Annotated in this window: 27 protein-coding genes; 3 read left to right on the forward strand and 24 right to left on the reverse strand. The window is 68.9% G+C overall.

Annotated elements, in window-relative coordinates:
* Positions 1-88: 88 nt before the first annotated feature.
* Positions 89-841: a GntR family transcriptional regulator gene (locus tag IF09_RS0138855; RefSeq protein ID WP_030304168.1), complete on the reverse strand. Its 753-nt coding sequence runs from the start codon at positions 839-841 to the stop codon at positions 89-91.
* A 240-nt stretch (positions 842-1,081) separates the two neighbouring features.
* Between IF09_RS0138855 and IF09_RS44265 the strand changes: the two genes are divergently transcribed.
* From IF09_RS44265 to IF09_RS42275, 3 genes are all read left to right on the forward strand, one after another.
* The gene (locus IF09_RS44265; protein ID WP_158710204.1) at positions 1,082-1,705 is read left to right on the forward strand and encodes a GIY-YIG nuclease family protein; all 624 of its coding nucleotides are present in this window, start codon (positions 1,082-1,084) and stop codon (positions 1,703-1,705) included.
* A 92-nt stretch (positions 1,706-1,797) separates the two neighbouring features.
* Entirely contained in the window at positions 1,798-2,256 is a 459-nt protein-coding gene (locus IF09_RS0138860) for a DUF6907 domain-containing protein (protein WP_030304169.1), read from the forward strand.
* Positions 2,253-2,741 carry a GIY-YIG nuclease family protein gene (locus tag IF09_RS42275; protein ID WP_030304170.1) on the forward strand — a complete coding sequence of 163 codons (489 nt, stop codon included), beginning with the start codon at positions 2,253-2,255 and terminating at the stop codon, positions 2,739-2,741. Before IF09_RS0138860 ends, IF09_RS42275 begins: the two co-directional genes overlap by 4 nt.
* Positions 2,742-2,787: 46 nt before the next feature.
* Here IF09_RS42275 and IF09_RS42280 read toward each other — a convergent pair whose 3' ends face one another.
* The 23 genes from IF09_RS42280 to IF09_RS0138985 all read right to left on the reverse strand — a co-directional run.
* Positions 2,788-3,417, reverse strand: a complete 630-nt coding sequence (locus IF09_RS42280; RefSeq protein ID WP_051833651.1) for a hypothetical protein — start codon at positions 3,415-3,417, stop codon at positions 2,788-2,790.
* Positions 3,418-3,448: 31 nt separating this feature from the next.
* Positions 3,449-3,802 carry a hypothetical protein gene (locus IF09_RS0138875; protein ID WP_030304173.1) on the reverse strand — a complete coding sequence of 118 codons (354 nt, stop codon included), beginning with the start codon at positions 3,800-3,802 and terminating at the stop codon, positions 3,449-3,451.
* Positions 3,799-4,116 carry a nucleoside triphosphate pyrophosphohydrolase gene (locus tag IF09_RS0138880; RefSeq protein WP_030304174.1) on the reverse strand — a complete coding sequence of 106 codons (318 nt, stop codon included), beginning with the start codon at positions 4,114-4,116 and terminating at the stop codon, positions 3,799-3,801. Before IF09_RS0138880 ends, IF09_RS0138875 begins: the two co-directional genes overlap by 4 nt.
* The gene (locus tag IF09_RS0138885; RefSeq protein ID WP_030304176.1) at positions 4,116-4,313 is read right to left on the reverse strand and encodes a hypothetical protein; all 198 of its coding nucleotides are present in this window, start codon (positions 4,311-4,313) and stop codon (positions 4,116-4,118) included. The genes IF09_RS0138880 and IF09_RS0138885 overlap by 1 nt, the downstream gene beginning before the upstream one ends.
* Complete coding sequence (locus tag IF09_RS0138890) at positions 4,310-4,717, reverse strand: hypothetical protein (protein WP_030304177.1); 408 nt, start codon at positions 4,715-4,717, stop codon at positions 4,310-4,312. The genes IF09_RS0138885 and IF09_RS0138890 overlap by 4 nt, the downstream gene beginning before the upstream one ends.
* 117 nt (positions 4,718-4,834) lie before the next feature.
* Positions 4,835-5,188: a response regulator transcription factor gene (locus IF09_RS42285; protein ID WP_051833652.1), complete on the reverse strand. Its 354-nt coding sequence runs from the start codon at positions 5,186-5,188 to the stop codon at positions 4,835-4,837.
* Positions 5,185-5,613, reverse strand: a complete 429-nt coding sequence (locus IF09_RS0138900; RefSeq protein ID WP_063607481.1) for a DUF4326 domain-containing protein — start codon at positions 5,611-5,613, stop codon at positions 5,185-5,187. Before IF09_RS0138900 ends, IF09_RS42285 begins: the two co-directional genes overlap by 4 nt.
* Before the next feature lie 68 nt (positions 5,614-5,681).
* Entirely contained in the window at positions 5,682-6,071 is a 390-nt protein-coding gene (locus IF09_RS0138905; RefSeq protein WP_030304182.1) for a hypothetical protein, read from the reverse strand.
* A gap of 45 nt (positions 6,072-6,116) precedes the next feature.
* Positions 6,117-6,383, reverse strand: a complete 267-nt coding sequence (locus IF09_RS0138910; RefSeq protein ID WP_030304184.1) for a hypothetical protein — start codon at positions 6,381-6,383, stop codon at positions 6,117-6,119.
* Positions 6,383-6,709 (reverse strand): hypothetical protein, encoded by a 327-nt coding sequence (locus IF09_RS41370; RefSeq protein WP_037637202.1) that lies wholly within the window; start codon positions 6,707-6,709, stop codon positions 6,383-6,385. Before IF09_RS41370 ends, IF09_RS0138910 begins: the two co-directional genes overlap by 1 nt.
* Positions 6,706-7,170: a DUF4326 domain-containing protein gene (locus IF09_RS41375; protein WP_037637204.1), complete on the reverse strand. Its 465-nt coding sequence runs from the start codon at positions 7,168-7,170 to the stop codon at positions 6,706-6,708. The genes IF09_RS41370 and IF09_RS41375 overlap by 4 nt, the downstream gene beginning before the upstream one ends.
* Entirely contained in the window at positions 7,167-7,481 is a 315-nt protein-coding gene (locus IF09_RS0138925; protein WP_030304185.1) for a hypothetical protein, read from the reverse strand. Before IF09_RS0138925 ends, IF09_RS41375 begins: the two co-directional genes overlap by 4 nt.
* Positions 7,478-8,221 (reverse strand): ATP-binding protein, encoded by a 744-nt coding sequence (locus IF09_RS0138930; RefSeq protein ID WP_030304186.1) that lies wholly within the window; start codon positions 8,219-8,221, stop codon positions 7,478-7,480. Before IF09_RS0138930 ends, IF09_RS0138925 begins: the two co-directional genes overlap by 4 nt.
* Before the next feature lie 2 nt (positions 8,222-8,223).
* Positions 8,224-9,204 (reverse strand): hypothetical protein, encoded by a 981-nt coding sequence (locus tag IF09_RS46180; protein ID WP_158710205.1) that lies wholly within the window; start codon positions 9,202-9,204, stop codon positions 8,224-8,226.
* Positions 9,205-9,250: 46 nt separating this feature from the next.
* Positions 9,251-9,826 carry a GIY-YIG nuclease family protein gene (locus IF09_RS0138945; protein ID WP_158710206.1) on the reverse strand — a complete coding sequence of 192 codons (576 nt, stop codon included), beginning with the start codon at positions 9,824-9,826 and terminating at the stop codon, positions 9,251-9,253.
* Between the two features lie 38 nt (positions 9,827-9,864).
* The gene (locus tag IF09_RS0138950) at positions 9,865-10,275 is read right to left on the reverse strand and encodes a hypothetical protein (RefSeq protein WP_030304190.1); all 411 of its coding nucleotides are present in this window, start codon (positions 10,273-10,275) and stop codon (positions 9,865-9,867) included.
* Positions 10,272-11,066 carry a hypothetical protein gene (locus IF09_RS0138955; protein WP_030304192.1) on the reverse strand — a complete coding sequence of 265 codons (795 nt, stop codon included), beginning with the start codon at positions 11,064-11,066 and terminating at the stop codon, positions 10,272-10,274. Before IF09_RS0138955 ends, IF09_RS0138950 begins: the two co-directional genes overlap by 4 nt.
* Positions 11,063-11,335, reverse strand: a complete 273-nt coding sequence (locus IF09_RS0138960; protein ID WP_030304194.1) for a hypothetical protein — start codon at positions 11,333-11,335, stop codon at positions 11,063-11,065. Before IF09_RS0138960 ends, IF09_RS0138955 begins: the two co-directional genes overlap by 4 nt.
* Positions 11,332-11,697: a hypothetical protein gene (locus IF09_RS0138965; protein WP_030304196.1), complete on the reverse strand. Its 366-nt coding sequence runs from the start codon at positions 11,695-11,697 to the stop codon at positions 11,332-11,334. Before IF09_RS0138965 ends, IF09_RS0138960 begins: the two co-directional genes overlap by 4 nt.
* Positions 11,698-11,768: 71 nt before the next feature.
* On the reverse strand, positions 11,769-12,365 hold the full coding sequence (locus IF09_RS41380; RefSeq protein ID WP_051833654.1) for a hypothetical protein: 597 nt from the start codon (positions 12,363-12,365) through the stop codon (positions 11,769-11,771).
* Positions 12,362-13,165, reverse strand: a complete 804-nt coding sequence (locus tag IF09_RS0138975; RefSeq protein ID WP_030304200.1) for a hypothetical protein — start codon at positions 13,163-13,165, stop codon at positions 12,362-12,364. The genes IF09_RS41380 and IF09_RS0138975 overlap by 4 nt, the downstream gene beginning before the upstream one ends.
* Positions 13,162-13,413, reverse strand: a complete 252-nt coding sequence (locus IF09_RS0138980; RefSeq protein WP_030304203.1) for a hypothetical protein — start codon at positions 13,411-13,413, stop codon at positions 13,162-13,164. Before IF09_RS0138980 ends, IF09_RS0138975 begins: the two co-directional genes overlap by 4 nt.
* A 108-nt stretch (positions 13,414-13,521) precedes the next feature.
* The coding region (locus IF09_RS0138985) for a hypothetical protein (RefSeq protein WP_030304206.1) at positions 13,522-13,928 on the reverse strand (407 nt) is incomplete at its 5' end.

The following is a 13,928-nucleotide window of genomic DNA, read 5'->3' on the forward strand; positions in this document are numbered from 1 at the left end:
GCAACTTCCACGTGGAAGTCAACGGGGACTCGCACCGGAAACACGAAAAGGCCCCCACCCGAATGGGTGGGGGCCGCGCCATTGCAGGTCAGGCGGGGATTACGTAATCCAGAACGTAGCTGGCGGAGTCGAGGACCATCTCGTTGACCTCGACGACGCGACCACCCTCCTCGGCTGCGAAGCGGTGGATCTGGATGACCGGAGTACCGCGAGCGATCTTCAGGAGCTCCTTCTCCTCCTTGCTCGGCATTCTGGACCGCACCTCTTCACGGAAGACCTTCGGCGCATGTCCAAGGTCCTTCAGCCGTGCGTACAGTCCGCCTGGTCCCGTGTCTTCCTGCGCAATCGCCGTGCCATCGGCGATGTCAGCCGGGATGTACGAGATCGCCTTGAGGACGGGCTTGCCGTCGACGGCGTAGCGGCGGCTGCGCATCCAGACCGGCTGGCCAGCTTCCATGCCAAGCATGGCCGCCACGCGCGCGTCAGCGTCCAGGCGGTGCACCTGTACGTCGAGGGGTACGGGCTTCTTGTCGACGATGTCGACGCTCCACATGGATCGGCCGGCCCCCCAGACCTCTGCAGACAGGCGGGCGTTCGCGTCGCGGCGGATGCGCTCGAATTTCCGCACCTTCGTCGGCGCCCCCTGGCTGCTATGTGTCAGCCCCTCGTCGCGCAGCACCTGAAGCGCCTTCCAGGCGGTGTCGCGGCTGACGCCGTGAATCGCCATCAGCTCCTTCTCGCCGGGGACCTTCTCGCCGGGTGGCAGTTCGCCGCTCTCGATTCGTGCGCGGAGCTCATCGGCGATCGCTTCATATCCGACGTCGCGCTTCTTGCTGGTCAAGACACCTCCCGGCGGGGTCGCTCTCGTGGGCAGTCGAGGCGCTGGCCCGGCGGAACCACCGAACGGCTTGACTTCCACGTGGAAGTTAGGGACCGTCTATTCCAGTAGTTCCACAGGTACTCACAGCCACTGACCTGCAAGATGCATGCCAGCGGGCTATGCCTGCCTGCCCTCGGGACAACTGTACGCACAACGTCCACGTGGAACACCGCGTGGGAGCAGCGCAGCTCAAGGAGAAGCGTGAGCGACGAGGTCGTGTACGTAATCGGCACGCCGACCAGCACGGTCGTAAAGATCGGCCGCACAACCCGCTTGGCTAAGCGCCTGGCCGACATTCAGCGCATGTCCCCGGTGCCACTCGAGGTGCTGTGGACCCATCCCGGGGGCCATGATCTGGAGACGAATCTGCACCGCCAGTTTTCCGGCCTTCGTTCCCATGGAGAGTGGTTCACGTTCCAAGCTGACCCCGTGGCAATGGTCGCCTGGGCCGTAGAAAGTCAACCGTGGGATCGTCCGAAGCTCAGTCTCCAGAAACGCAAGCCGGCCAAGGCGCGACCGAAGGTCGTCCCAGTTCAGCGCCCATCGTTCACGCCCCGACCCGAAGTGGTCGAAGCATTGGAACGAGTGATCACCGAACTGCATGCCATCAAAGACCCAGTTCAGCGGTTCGAACGCGCGGGCCAGGTCGAGGAGGAACTAAAGCAAACCTTCCTTGAAGCTCAGCAGCAAATTGTCGCGGGCCTCAAAGCCGAAGGGCGTACCTGGCAGGAGGTCGGCGCAGAGCTTGGCTTCTCCGGGCAGCGCGCACATCAACTCTCACTTGGTAGCCGGCCCAAGTACGGCAAGGCGGCAACTGCCCAATAGAACGGCCGGGCGGTCATCACCCGCCCGGCCTGTTCAACCAGCGAGTCATCACCTCGCTGATCAGTAGCTCATCCCAGAAGAGGAGCTCAACCATGACTGTACTGGATGACCGTCCTGTCGTCCCCGTGCCGACGTCCTCGCGTCAGTGGGCCTTCGTGGACCGCGTCACAGGCAAGGCTCGTATCGCCACCTGCATGCCGGGCTGCGAGTCGGACCACTCGGGGGACATGCGGACGCCGACGTTCCCGGAGGACATCTGGTGTGAGGTGCTCGCCGCCGACGTCCACATGCCAGTGAACACGAGCGGGTACGCCGAGGACTTCCGCGTCCTCGGCGTGAAGCTGAGCATGATCCCGTTCTCGCGCGTGCCAGCCGAGCGGGTGCCGCATGCAGTCGTCGAGGTAGTCGACGACCATTGGATGGACGGCCTGGACCCCGACGGGCTGGCCACCGTCATCAGCACGCTGGAACAGCGGGTTCAGACCCTGCGTTCGACGCATGCCCGGCTGGTCGCCATCCGCGCCCAGCACGGCTACGGTCCGACCGCATGACCGGAAAGATCGATCCCCAGCGCGCCACGGCCGTGTACCGACTCCACGATGCCGAAGGTCAGCTGCTGTACGTGGGCTCGACGGCCGACGCTCCCAGCCGTTGGGAGCAGCATGCTCGCGAAAAACTCTGGTGGTCGGCCGTCACCACAGCGTCAGTGACGTGGTACCCGAATCGCGGAGAAGCGCTGGCCGCGGAACGGGAGGCGATCCAGCTGGAGTCCCCGCTGCACAACGACAAGGCGACTGACGCGGAGATCACATTCCCCTATCAGGGGAACCGCGGCCCGACTGCCGAGACTCGCCTGCGACGTGCTGCGTCAGAGCATCGACGATCTCTCGATCGACTGGCCGTCGCGGTAGAGCGCGCCGCCTCCGAAGGCCTGGACGCGGAGGCGATCAGGCGGGAGCTCGGGACCACAACGGACGAAGTTCTGGCCCTCTCTCGGAGACTTACCAACGGCGGAGGCTTGAGCAGTCTCGCCTGACCTCAGACGCAAGAATGCCCCCGACCTCTGCAGGTCGGGGGCCTCTTCATGCCGCGGACGCGTCCGCCTGCTCGGGTTGGAGGAGCTGTGCCCGGGTGTGGTGGTGGTCGCAGCGGGGGCAGTCGGCGCCGCCCTTGTCGAAGAGGCCGAACCGGAACGGCTTGCCGCAGGCCCGGCAGGTCGCAGCCGCCTTGACCGGTTCGCGTCCGCCGTCGACAAGTGCGCTGCACGTTCGGTGAATGCCGTCAACCTCTCGCGCAAATTCGTCAAGCGCAGGATGCCGTTCGACGGCCCGCGGCAGGTTGAGGCGGAGGGTGGCGACCGCTTGGTCGATGCGGTGCTGGAGCCGACCGCCGGTGCCGCGGGTGGCGAGCCCGTAGCCGGACCAGTCCTCTACCCAGGCTTCCAACGTGCCGATGATGCCGCCAGCCGCGGTGAGGTCGAGGACGAGCAGGTTGGCGGGGATGGACGGGCTGCTGCTGCCGGACACCGACTCGCCCATGGCCCGGCCGGCGGGCTCCATGCGGAGGCAGAGGCGGGCGTACAGGCCGCAGGGCCCGGCTATCGCGGCGAGCCGGTCGTCGAGGCGGCGCTGGCACGGTTTGCAGGCGTACCGTCCAGCCTCGTCTTCCCAGAGTTCACGGTCGCAGACGGTGCAGTTCGGGGACTCGTTCACGGTCTCTCCTGGCGGGTGGCGCGGGCGGGTCTCAGGCGGTGGGCTGCTGCGGCTGGTCGATCCGCTGCTTGAGCCGGGCGACGAGCTGGGGGTTGCCGCGGGCGACGTGGGCGGCGGTGATGTACGCGCCGGCCGCCATGCCGTCGTGGCTGGCGGCCAGTTCCGGCACGTCGGGGTGCTTCTTCGCGGACTGGGCGGCGCCCACACGGTGGTGGTCGGCGTCGGCGAGGATCCGCTCGAGGCGGGCGGCGAGGTCGGCTTCGTACACGGCTGCGACGGCGTCGACGGCGATAACCTGCCCGTCGGTCGGCAGCCAGTACCGGCCCTGGAGGGCCTGCTTGGCGGCGGCCAGGGCCTGGTCGCGAACGGTCGGCTGGTCGGTCATGACTGCTCCTCGGTGGTGAGGACGTAGCCGCACCAGAAGCTGCCGCGCTCCCTGGTCTTCCGCACCCGGGCTTGCAGCACGTCGTATTCGGTCCAGCCGTGGTGGCGGGCGAGGACGGCGGCTACCTCAACAAGGTCGGCGATCTCGTCAAGGAGCTCTTCCTTGCTGGCGGCCTGGACTTCGGCGGCCTCTTCGCCGACCTTGGCGCGGAGGAGGCCGTCCCATTCGTGCGGGCGGATCTTCCGGACCTCGAGCTTCTGGCCGGCGGCCTCGGCGATGACGGGGATCCGGTCGCGGATCAACTTGCTGGGCATCAGAGCAGGTCTCCCTTGATCTTGATCGTGTGGATGCGGCGGAGTCGGCTGTACGTGCCGCGGCTGGCGGGTCGGCCGTGGTCGCCGGGGATCGTCCGCGGGGCGTGGAGGTCGAGGTGCGCCTGCTCATCCGGGTCGCTGCCGCCGCAGGGCTCCGCCACCCAGCCGGGCGACCACAACTCCAGCTGGCCGGTCACGGCTGGCCGTTGATCGCGCGGGCCACGGCGAGGGCATCGTGCATGTCCTGGTCGAGGGCGCCCTCCTGGAACTGGTCGCCGAGGTACTGCTCGATCTCGGCAGCCTGTTTCGCCTGCCGTTCCAGGAGGGTGGCGAGCGCGGCCCCGACGCCGGGGTGCATGGCGGCCATGTACGCGGCGTTGTTCCAGGCGTTGCGCGCGGTGTCCCACGGCTGGTGGCTCCAGGTCGGAACCCATGCGACGAGCTCGGTCTGGTTGATGTCGTCGCGGTCGGTGAGGACGGTTGCTGTGTGGCCGCCCAGATCGAGATGGGTGTCGTGCTGCCGCCAGGGGCCAGCGGTTGCGTCAGCGGCAAGCTGGCGCAGCGTCTCGGCTGCGGCTCGGAGTTCTTCGGCGGGGGTCATGGGGTTCCTCCGGGTGTCGGGTCGGGGCGGCGGGGCTGTACGGGGCTGTGAGGCTGCGTGGAGGGCTCCAGCCTCGCGAGGGGTCGCTGGAACCACGTTCGGGGCGGAGAGAGGCGATCAGGGCTTCTGGCGGGCCCTCATGGCCGCCTTGTGGGCCTGCTCCCCGGCCCAGCAGCCGTGCGGGCAGTCCTTCGGGTCCTCGCCGCGCTTCCGGTGCGCCTCGTACCCGGCGTGATCCCCGTGGCGTTGAGGCCGACCGTCGAGGAGGCCAGCCCGGCAGGCGAGGAAGACGGCGTGAGCCTGGCTCCTCGCACCCAACTTCTTGATCGCGCTGGCTGCGTAGTTCTTCACCGAGGCGTGGGCCAGAACCAGCTCGGCGGCGATTTCCTGGTAGCTGCCGCCCTCCGAGATCCCGCGGAGAACCTCGACCTCGCGATCGACGAGAGGGAGCCCGAAGCGTGCGGCCCTCACGACTCGCCGCCGTACATCGGCTCGTAGCCGTCGTTGACCCGCTGGAAGTCAACCCGTACCCGGATCCGCTCGATGCGCTCGGCGAGTTCCTCCTGCGGCGTGGCGGCCCAGCGGAGCAGGACGTCGGCGTGGCAGACCTGGTCGAGCCGGCAGGTGCAGGCAAGGTCTTTGCCGCGGAGCGTCGGAAGCGCGGCCAGGATCTGCTCACGGCGAGCGTCGCCCTCGTCGGTGGCCCAGCCGAACCGCCCGCCTCGGAGCCACTGCTCGAAGAACTCGACGGCTGCGGCATGCGGGTCGTGGTAGCCCATCTCCTGCAAGGTGGCGATCTTTGATGGGCTTCCGAAGCGGCTAGGCCTGCTGACGATCACGGCGTTGTCGGGCTTGCGCCAGCCCTTGGTCCGGCGGCGCTGGATTCGGTTCGGCATCACGGTCTCCTTGGGTGGTGGATGATCGGGGTGGCCGCCTCCGATAGCCCCGGAGGCGGCCGTCCACGTCACGGGGTGGGGTCGACCTCGGGGTGCGTGAACTGCACCGGCTTGCCGAGGGACCGGGCGTAGGCGATCTCGGCGCGGGTGGAGTCGCCGATGTAGTCGCCGACGACGAGGACCGAATCCGCGAGGCGGATCTTGGCCCGGTGCAGGTCGTCCAGGTTGGCCTTGCCGGCTTCCGCGACTTCGGGGTCAGACCACGACGGGTGCGGGGACTTCATGTCGACGCCGGGCCGGACGACGATGTAGCCGCTCCAGGTGAGCTCACGGTCCTTGTCGGCCATCGCGTCCATGAAGCGGGTGCTGCCGCAGATGCAGATGATCTCGGGGATGCCGAGGCTGGTCTTGGCGCTGGTGAGCTTCTCTTTCGGGGTGAGGAGTTCGGGGTACGACATGGGGTTCCTCCGATGCTTGGGGCGGGTGTCGTCTCGGGCTGCAGGTCAGGCAGCGGGGTCGTCGTCCTCGGGTGCGTCGTGGTCTTCGTCGCCGACGAGCGGGTAGCCGGCGGTGCGGAGTCGGTCGGCGAGGTCGTTGCAGTCGATGCCGCCGACGTCGTTGGACTCGATGACGTAGTCGGTGACGATCTGCATGACGGGGGCCACCGCTTCCCAGGCGTGGTTGTTGAGCAAGAGGTTGGCCTCGTAGCGGTTCAGGCCGGCCTCGTGGAAGGCGTTGTAGGCGGCGGTGCGGGCGGGCAGCTCGGTCATCAGGCAACCTTTCGGGCGGGTCGGCGGTTTGCCGGTTGGCGGATGGCGGCGGCGAGGTCGGCGTAGTGCCGGGCAGCAGCGGCAGGGCTGGTGGCCGAGGTTCGGAGCCGGGCGGTGGGGCGCCGGCCGCCACCGAGGCAGGGGGTGCGGTCCGGGTCGCCGGGGATCCGGTGGACACGGAGGGTGCCGTCGGCGTTGAGGGCTCGGGACTGCCCGCACCAGGAGCAGGAGGCGCGGGGGGTGTACGGGTTGGCGGTGCGGGGTCGGGGGCCGCCGAAGCTGCCGTCGGGCCACTCCTCGGCAAGGACCCGCTCAAGGGCGCTCACCGGTCGCCCTCGATGCCATTGGCCACCTCGAGCAGTACGTCGGCGTGGCAGAGCTGACCGAGGGCGCACCGGCAGGCGAGGTCGTAGCCGGCGAGTTCGGCCCGAACGGCTTCAGCTGTGAGCCGAGGCATTCCCTGCCTCCAGACGAAGAGCCGGGCGGTGGGCTCGGTGAGGGCCTTGCGGTACAGGTCGACGCACTCGCGGCGGGTCATGTACCGGCTGGTGTGGCTGGTGATCCGGCCGTCGGCGTGCTTGTACGGGTGGTGGTGGCCGTCGGCGCTGATGCGGGTCTCCAGCTCCCAGGGGCTGCCGTCGAGGGCGGGGACTCGGGCGAGTGCGCTGGTGGTCCGCCAGCGCCAGGGGGTGGCGTACTCGCTGCCGGGGCCGACATAGATCGTGTTCGGGGGCGGGCGCCAACCCCGGACGGGCGGGCGGTGGATGCGGCACGGGGTGAGGTTCATGCGGCGTTTCCTCCGGCTTCGATACGGCGGGCGGGGTGGATGTCTCCGAGGGGTCGGCCGTCGGGGGTGCGGCATTCGGTGCCGGGGGCGACCTGGCAGGTGGTGCAGACGGCGGTGGCGATGGCGTGGGCTTCGAGGCGGGCTGCGCAGGGGGCGAGGCGTTGTACGCGGGTCCGGCCGGTGCGGGTGGTGCAGCGCATGTCGGGGGCGGCGGCGCAGTGCGGGCAGCGGACGGCGAGCGCGGGATGCCGGGGCGGGCGGCCCTGGCGGAGGCTGGCGGGCATCGGGGCGGAGCGGGGGCGGTCGGTCATGCCGCACCTCGCCGACGCCGGCTCGGGCCTTCCATCGGAACGATGTGGGTGATCTCGCGGAGCCTGTCCGCAATTCGCTCCCCGAGCTTGTCGGTGAGGTCGGGGCCCTGCTTGACACCGTTCCTGTCCACGGCGGAAAGGGCGGGCAAGTTGCTGGTGATCAGCGTCGGCAAGGATTCGTTGTAGCGCTCGTTCAGGAGCCGGTACGTCGCTTCCTCGGTGAACTCGCTGATCTTCTCGGTGCCGAGGTCGTCGATCAGAAGCAGCGGGATCTTCTTCAACCGCTTCACCTCGTACTCGGTGCCGCGCTCGCTGCCGCCAGGTCGCATCAGGGCGTACATGTCTGGGGCGGTGATCGCGATGACCTCGTAGCGCTCGGGCCCGGCTTCGGCGATGCGGCGCAGGGCGCCGTAGGACTGGTGGGTCTTTCCGGTGCCGAACGATCCGGTCAGCAGCACGAAGCCGGCGGAGCGGGGATCGACCGCGACCCGGTCGGCCCAGGCCTGGAGGTCGGGGTGGGTGCAGCTGGCGTTCTGGTACCGGTACGGGGTGGCCGACTCCCAGCGAGTGAGTGCCCAGTTGGCACGGCGCTTGCGGTGGTACTCCGGGTGGCCGGGCTCGTCTTCGGCGGGGGCGTCGTCGATCGGGCCGGGCTCGACGTGGTCGAGGCCGCGGGCGGCAAGGGCTCGTTGGAGTCGGGCGGTGAGGTTGCCGCCGAACGCGGGACTGGGTTCGGGCATGGTCAGAATCCGTTCGCGTAGTTGGCGTTCGGGTTGAGCCGGAATGGCTGGTGCTTGCGGCTGTCGACGACGTGGAGGTCGGGCCGGCCGTCGGGCGCAGGCTCGGGGTATTCGTCGTGGTAGCGCTCGTTGGCGAGCCAGTTGGCCGGGTAGCTCGTGTACTGCTGGTCCTTGCCGGCAACTTCTCGGGCGTAGGACTGCGCCTTGGAGACCATGAGGGCGGGCTCGACTCCGCGGCGGATGGCAGCGATCCACTCGGTCTTGGCCTTAGCCATGTGGATCTTCTTGGGGTAGTTGCTCCAGAAGGCACCGAAGGCGGAGAGATGATCCTCGTCGGCTTGTTGGCTGCCGATCACGGCGACGGAGGAAGAAGTGTTCTTCAACCCCGTTTTCTTCTCCCAGTGTTCTTCTTTAGACGTACCACCGTGTGGTACGTCGGAGTGAGCTGCGCGGATGCCTGTTTCCGCAGGTGGGACCGACGTGCCAGTAGGTGGTACGTCGGGCTGAGCTGCGTCGATGCCTGTTTCCGCAGGTCGCTCCGACGTACCAGCGTCTGGTACGTCGGTGGCGCCCTCCGACGTACCACCGTGTGGTACGTCGGACTGACCTGCGGTTTCTTGCGTTTGTGCAGGTGGGACCGACGTACCGGCATGTGGTACGTCGGGCTGAGCTGCGGAAACGTCCTGCACGACGAGCACGGTGGCGTGCAGGCCGCCCTCAAGGAGCTCGCGTTCGGACTGCAGGTAGCCGTACTTCTTCAGCTCGGCGAAGGCGGCGCGGAACTGGCGGCGGCCGGGGCTGTCCTTGCCGTGCTTGGCGACCGAGGCCTGCCACATGTCGTCGCAGGTGGTCTTCCACCCGTCGGGCCGGCTGAGGAGCTCGACGAGGATGCCGCGGGCCATGTGGCTCATGCGGTCGTCACGCACGGTGGCGTTGGGGACCTGAAGGAAGTCCTTCGTCAGCCTGCTGTGGCGGATCCTCACGAGGCGTCTTCTCTCTGACTGATGCGGATACGACTAGGTGCGGCAGCTACCGGCTGGCCTTCTGGTTGAGGTAGGGCTTGTGCCTTCTCAGGAGCCGGTCCTCAAGGCGGTAGGCGTGCTCTCGGTCGTCGCACGGATGCGCCTGCCAGCGGATGAACCGCTTGCCGTTCTTGTGGTGGGCGGTCATCCGGGCGCTGAACTTGTCCGTTGAGCCGACGTAGCAGGGCTCGTTCGCGTCGTCGAACAGGACGTAGACGACGGGGACTCCGTAGATCGGTCGTGGAGCGCCGTCGGGAATGGGGTGCTCGCCGACCCAGCTGCCTTCAGGCCCGTTGGGGAGGTGCTTGGCGATCTGGGAGAGCCGCTTCCAGGAGACGCCGACGATCTCGTCCCAGGCGGTCATTCGCCCCGACATCTCCAGGCTTCGGATCTCCAGGAGGGCGATGCAGAGCTGGTGCTGGGTGATCGATCCGGTTCGGTACTCGGTTCCGATCCGGTGGAGGACTTGCGCGAGGGCTTCGTGCCGCGCGGCGGCGAGTCGGGCTTCCTTCTCCTGGATGAGCCGTATGTGCTGGAGCGTCGAAGCGAGCGAGCCTGCCAACGGATCCGGGATGCGTTCCACGGGGCGTCTTCTCTCTGGCTGGTGCGGGTGGTGGTCGGCTAGGCGGCGGCGGCGCGGCGGCGGGCTCGGCGGGCACGCTGTGCAGCGATGACGGGTTCCCTGCAGTCGCGGCACCGGCAGCCGAGGCAATAGCCATTGCTGCCGTGGTCCCGGCCGCCGAGGTCGATCGGTGCGGCCTCCGGCTTGGGGGCCGGCCAGCCGCGGGACTTCCAGTCCGAAACGGTTCCGGGGTCGGAGGCGACGAGTCGGCCGATGGTCGCGAAGTCGTAGCCGCGCTCGTCCAAGAGGCGCGCGGCGTGGATCTTTTCCGGGACCGTGAGCGGGGTGGGCTCGGCGTTGATGGCGCGTTCGATGGCAATGAGGTCGAGGTCGCCGTCGCAGGTGACGGTGGTGGAGGGGTAGAGGCGGGCAGCAGGGGCGGCGCCTGCGCGGTTTCCGGCGATGGTCATGCCGCGGCCTCCATCTGGGTCTTGCGGTACAGGGCCAGGGCACGCTGGAGGCCGTCGCGGGTGACACCGAGCCGGGCGGCGATCTGCTCCCGACTGTGGCCCTGACGCTCGAGCTCGAGGCAGTCCTCGCCGAGCGCGATGTAGCGGGGCACGTCTTCGACAGCCGCCGGAAGGGCGTCAGGGTCGTCGATCTGGTCGTCGTCCCAGGCTGCGGGCAGGCTCCACTGGTGGCCTCGGGCCCGGGACTGGGCGCGGGACTTCGATGCGGGCAGTACGCCGTGCTCAAGGGGTTCGAGGTTCCACAGTTCGTCGTAGAGGGCGGCGACGGCGCGGGCGAGGCGGGCGGTGATGCGGGGCCGTTCGCCGCGGAGGATCTTGTTCATGTACGTCTCGAACATGTCGAGACGTGCGGCAAGTACGGGCGCCGGCCAGCCGACGGCGACGAGGGCCTGGAGTCGACGTCCGGTGCCGACGCCGGGGACGAACGCCTCGTCGGCGACGTCCTTCCAGGTGGGCCGGACGGCGAGGATGGCGTTTGCGATCTCAGTGCGGACGCGCTGCGGAATGTGCCCGTTCGCCCCGTAGGTGAGGCCGCTGACGGTGCCCCAGGGAACGTTCCCCAGCTCTGCGATCCGCTTCAGGGTTACGCCCTGGCCGCGGAGGTCGGCCATGTAGTCGCGGACGGGGCTGGCGTCGGTGAACGGCTGCCAGCGGCCCTCGGCGATGGCCTGCCGCCGGCGTTCCTGGCGTCGGTTGCGTGCTGCCTTAAAAGCGGCGGTCTCGGCGGTCACTGGTCTTCCTCCGTCCGGCGGGTCTGGTGGGGGATGGTGTTGCGGGGATGGCACGGGGTCTGCAGCCAGGCTTCGAGGAGGGCGACTTCCCGCTGCTTGCGGCGGTCGGCTGCGTCTTCGGCGACGGTGGTTTCGGTGCGGGCGGCCTTGCGGGCGGTCCGCTGGAAGCGGCTGTTGCGGCGGATCCACCAGTCGAGGGCTTTGGAGGCGAGCCAGATCAGGCCGATCGCGGTGGCGAGGCAGGCGCCGACGGCCTCGGTCTCGGTCATGCGGCGGCCCTCTTGGCGGCGTCCCGGCCGGCAGCGATCCCGCGGGCCTTGTCGGTGAGCTGCCAGACGGAGATCCGGTGGGCGTGCGTGCTGTCGAGGGAGGACGGGACCACGCGGCCCGTGTGCTCGATCAGGCCTCCAAGGCGAAGGCTGTTGATCGCGGCGCCGAGGAAACCGTGGCCGAGCTCCGGGAGCAGGTCGCGGATGTCGTTGGCGGAGAACTCGGTGTGGCGGGTGCCGATGTGGAGGACGGCCTGCTCGACGAGGAACTGGTCCCAAGAGGACCGCTCGGCTATCTCCTCGAGGAGGAAGTCCTTGGCGGCGGAGGCGTGGCGTTCGGCGACGGTGAGGCGACGGGTCATGGCGGTGGTCCTCTCACGTGCGGTTCACTGGGGTGGGCCGGCCGCATTCCCGGCGGCCGGCCCGGGTTGGTCTAGAGCGGCGGCGGGACCGTGGGGGCCGCCAGCCCGAGCTGGGCGAGCACGGCAGCGATCTGTTCGGGGCTCAGTGCGGGCGTTGCTGCAGGGGACTGCGGTGCGCTCGCGGCCGCTGCCACGGGGGGATGCTTGACCGGCTCCGGAGCCATCAGCTCGGCGTTGGCGGCAGTGACGTAGCGTGCGGTGTACTGCTTCGGCGGGTTCTTCTTCGGGTTGGGCTGGGCGCCGTCCGCCGTGTACGTGACGGTCAGGTGCCCGCCCTCTTCCAGCCCCTCGGCCTTCGCCGTCTTCAGTGCGGCCTGGACGGCGGTTTTCATCTGACCCTTGATGAAGAGGCGCCGGATGCCGTCGTCGTCGCTGATCTCCGGGTCGCGCTCTCCGGTGGCGAGGGTGACGACGATCTGCCAGCGCGGCTTGCCGTCGGCCCAGTACAGGGGCTCGTCGGTGTCGTAGTCGCGCTGCTGCTCGACGGTCGGTTTGCCGACGATGCGCCCAGCGTTCTCGTAGCCGAGGACGGGGAATTTGGCTGAGGGGGGACCGCCGCCGCCCATGAGGAGGTCGTCGGCGCTCGGCGGCTGGTGGGGTGTGGTCACGGGGTCGGCTCCTTGGCGATGAGGGCTTCGAAGGAAGCGCCGGGGTTGGGGTCGGGCTTGCCGGGACACCCCTGGGCGAGGTCGTCGCTGCCGGGCTTGAGCCACGGACACCAGACGCACGTCGGTTCGTCGGCGATCGGGATCAACGCCCAGCTGTCGGGGTTCGCGGCCAGGTCCAGCGCGGTGGCCTGTTCGCGGATGCGGTCCAGGCGGGCAAGTGCGTCGACTGCGATCTGCCGGTCGTAGGGCTCGGACCAGACGTGGACCTGGAGTTCGTGGTGCCGGGCGATGAAGGTGATTGCGACCCGTGCGGGCTTCCGGCCGGCGTTCTCCTGGCCCATCCCGTAGATGTGGCCCTGCACGCGGTACTTGGGGCCCGGGCCCTGGCGGCGGTATCGATCCAGCGAGCTGACGCCGACGAGCTTCCAGTCGTTGTTCAGCGCGGCCGCCCGGTCGTACAGGTCTGCCGTGCCGGCCATGTCGTCCCGGACGGTGACGCGTTCTTCGATCAGGTAGCGAGGCTCGCCGCCCGTCATCGACGTCTGGCGGCGCTCGAAGGCCTGCGCCATCCACATGTGGAAGCCGGTCCCGATGATCGCGGCGATCGGGTCGCGCTCCGTGTTGGACTCCGCGACGCCGAGCATCTTGTACGTCAGCTGTCGCTCGCAGGGTTCGCCGGCCTCGCTCGGGCCGAGGGACCGCTGCAGAGAACGGGCCGAATTCCGGTCGGCGTCGATGATGAACTGCGCAATCTGCTCGGCGAGCTGCTCGCTGTACTCGTCGTTGCCGGTGGCGATCACGCTGCGGCCCGCCCGTTCGCGATGGCCTGCAGCTTGGCGATGCCGTCCTCGTCGTACTGGGCCATGCGGACCGCTTCGGCTTCGGCCGGGAAGACCTCGGCGAGACGGGCCGTGGTCTGCCGGTCGGCGCTGGCGATCAGGGTGATCAACTGCACGCCGAACCGGCCGGGCAGGACGCCGCCGTGGCCGAAGTGGGCGAGAACGTGACGGGCGGTCTCGGCGGGGATAGTGGGTGCGTTGGTGCTCATGGGTCCTCGTTTCAGGGATAGGTCGGCCCCGCCCCCAGGGGGGGAGGTGGAGGCGGGGCCGTGGCCGGAGCAGCGCTGGAACGCGCTCGACGGCCGGTCTGGGATGGGTCAGGCGGCGTAGTGCTCGGGGTGGACGAGTCGCATGACCTGGTCGTAGGCCTCGTTGAAGGTCTCCGTGTCGAGGTGCATGAACGGCTCGTTGATGGCCATGCCGGAGATGATCGCCAGGCCGTCGGTGTCGTCGCCCTCGTAGTGCTCGACGACCCGCTTGATGTCGGCCTCAGTGAACGTCGTGGGCAGCGGGGTCACGGGATCGTTATGGAGGAAGACGCCCGGCGTGCGGCCGTTGATGAGTTCCTTCAGCGCCGCCCGGTCGAGCGTGGCGTCGGTGCGGAGCTCGTCGGCGGTGCGGGTCCAGTCGGTGAAGTTGGCGATCTCGTTGGCGACCCAGTTCGCGTCGTCGACGTCGGTGCAGGCGGCGATGTGGCGGCCGGAGTGGTGGCCGACGTACCAGC

This window comes from Streptomyces katrae (assembly GCF_000717655.1).
GTDB lineage: Bacteria > Actinomycetota > Actinomycetes > Streptomycetales > Streptomycetaceae > Streptomyces > Streptomyces katrae_B.

Coding starts and splice junctions, on each gene's coding strand:
- IF09_RS0138860 (WP_030304169.1), top strand. CDS start 1,798: ATGACTGTACTGGATGACCGTCCTGTCGTCCCCGTGCCGACGTCCTCG.
- IF09_RS42275 (WP_030304170.1), top strand. CDS start 2,253: ATGACCGGAAAGATCGATCCCCAGCGCGCCACGGCCGTGTACCGACTC.
- IF09_RS0138875 (WP_030304173.1), bottom strand. CDS start 3,802: ATGACCGACCAGCCGACCGTTCGCGACCAGGCCCTGGCCGCCGCCAAG.
- IF09_RS0138880 (WP_030304174.1), bottom strand. CDS start 4,116: ATGCCCAGCAAGTTGATCCGCGACCGGATCCCCGTCATCGCCGAGGCC.
- IF09_RS0138890 (WP_030304177.1), bottom strand. CDS start 4,717: ATGACCCCCGCCGAAGAACTCCGAGCCGCAGCCGAGACGCTGCGCCAG.
- IF09_RS0138900 (WP_063607481.1), bottom strand. CDS start 5,613: ATGCCGAACCGAATCCAGCGCCGCCGGACCAAGGGCTGGCGCAAGCCC.
- IF09_RS0138905 (WP_030304182.1), bottom strand. CDS start 6,071: ATGTCGTACCCCGAACTCCTCACCCCGAAAGAGAAGCTCACCAGCGCC.
- IF09_RS0138910 (WP_030304184.1), bottom strand. CDS start 6,383: ATGACCGAGCTGCCCGCCCGCACCGCCGCCTACAACGCCTTCCACGAG.
- IF09_RS41375 (WP_037637204.1), bottom strand. CDS start 7,170: ATGAACCTCACCCCGTGCCGCATCCACCGCCCGCCCGTCCGGGGTTGG.
- IF09_RS0138925 (WP_030304185.1), bottom strand. CDS start 7,481: ATGACCGACCGCCCCCGCTCCGCCCCGATGCCCGCCAGCCTCCGCCAG.
- IF09_RS0138930 (WP_030304186.1), bottom strand. CDS start 8,221: ATGCCCGAACCCAGTCCCGCGTTCGGCGGCAACCTCACCGCCCGACTC.
- IF09_RS0138950 (WP_030304190.1), bottom strand. CDS start 10,275: ATGACCATCGCCGGAAACCGCGCAGGCGCCGCCCCTGCTGCCCGCCTC.
- IF09_RS0138960 (WP_030304194.1), bottom strand. CDS start 11,335: ATGACCGAGACCGAGGCCGTCGGCGCCTGCCTCGCCACCGCGATCGGC.
- IF09_RS0138965 (WP_030304196.1), bottom strand. CDS start 11,697: ATGACCCGTCGCCTCACCGTCGCCGAACGCCACGCCTCCGCCGCCAAG.
- IF09_RS0138980 (WP_030304203.1), bottom strand. CDS start 13,413: ATGAGCACCAACGCACCCACTATCCCCGCCGAGACCGCCCGTCACGTT.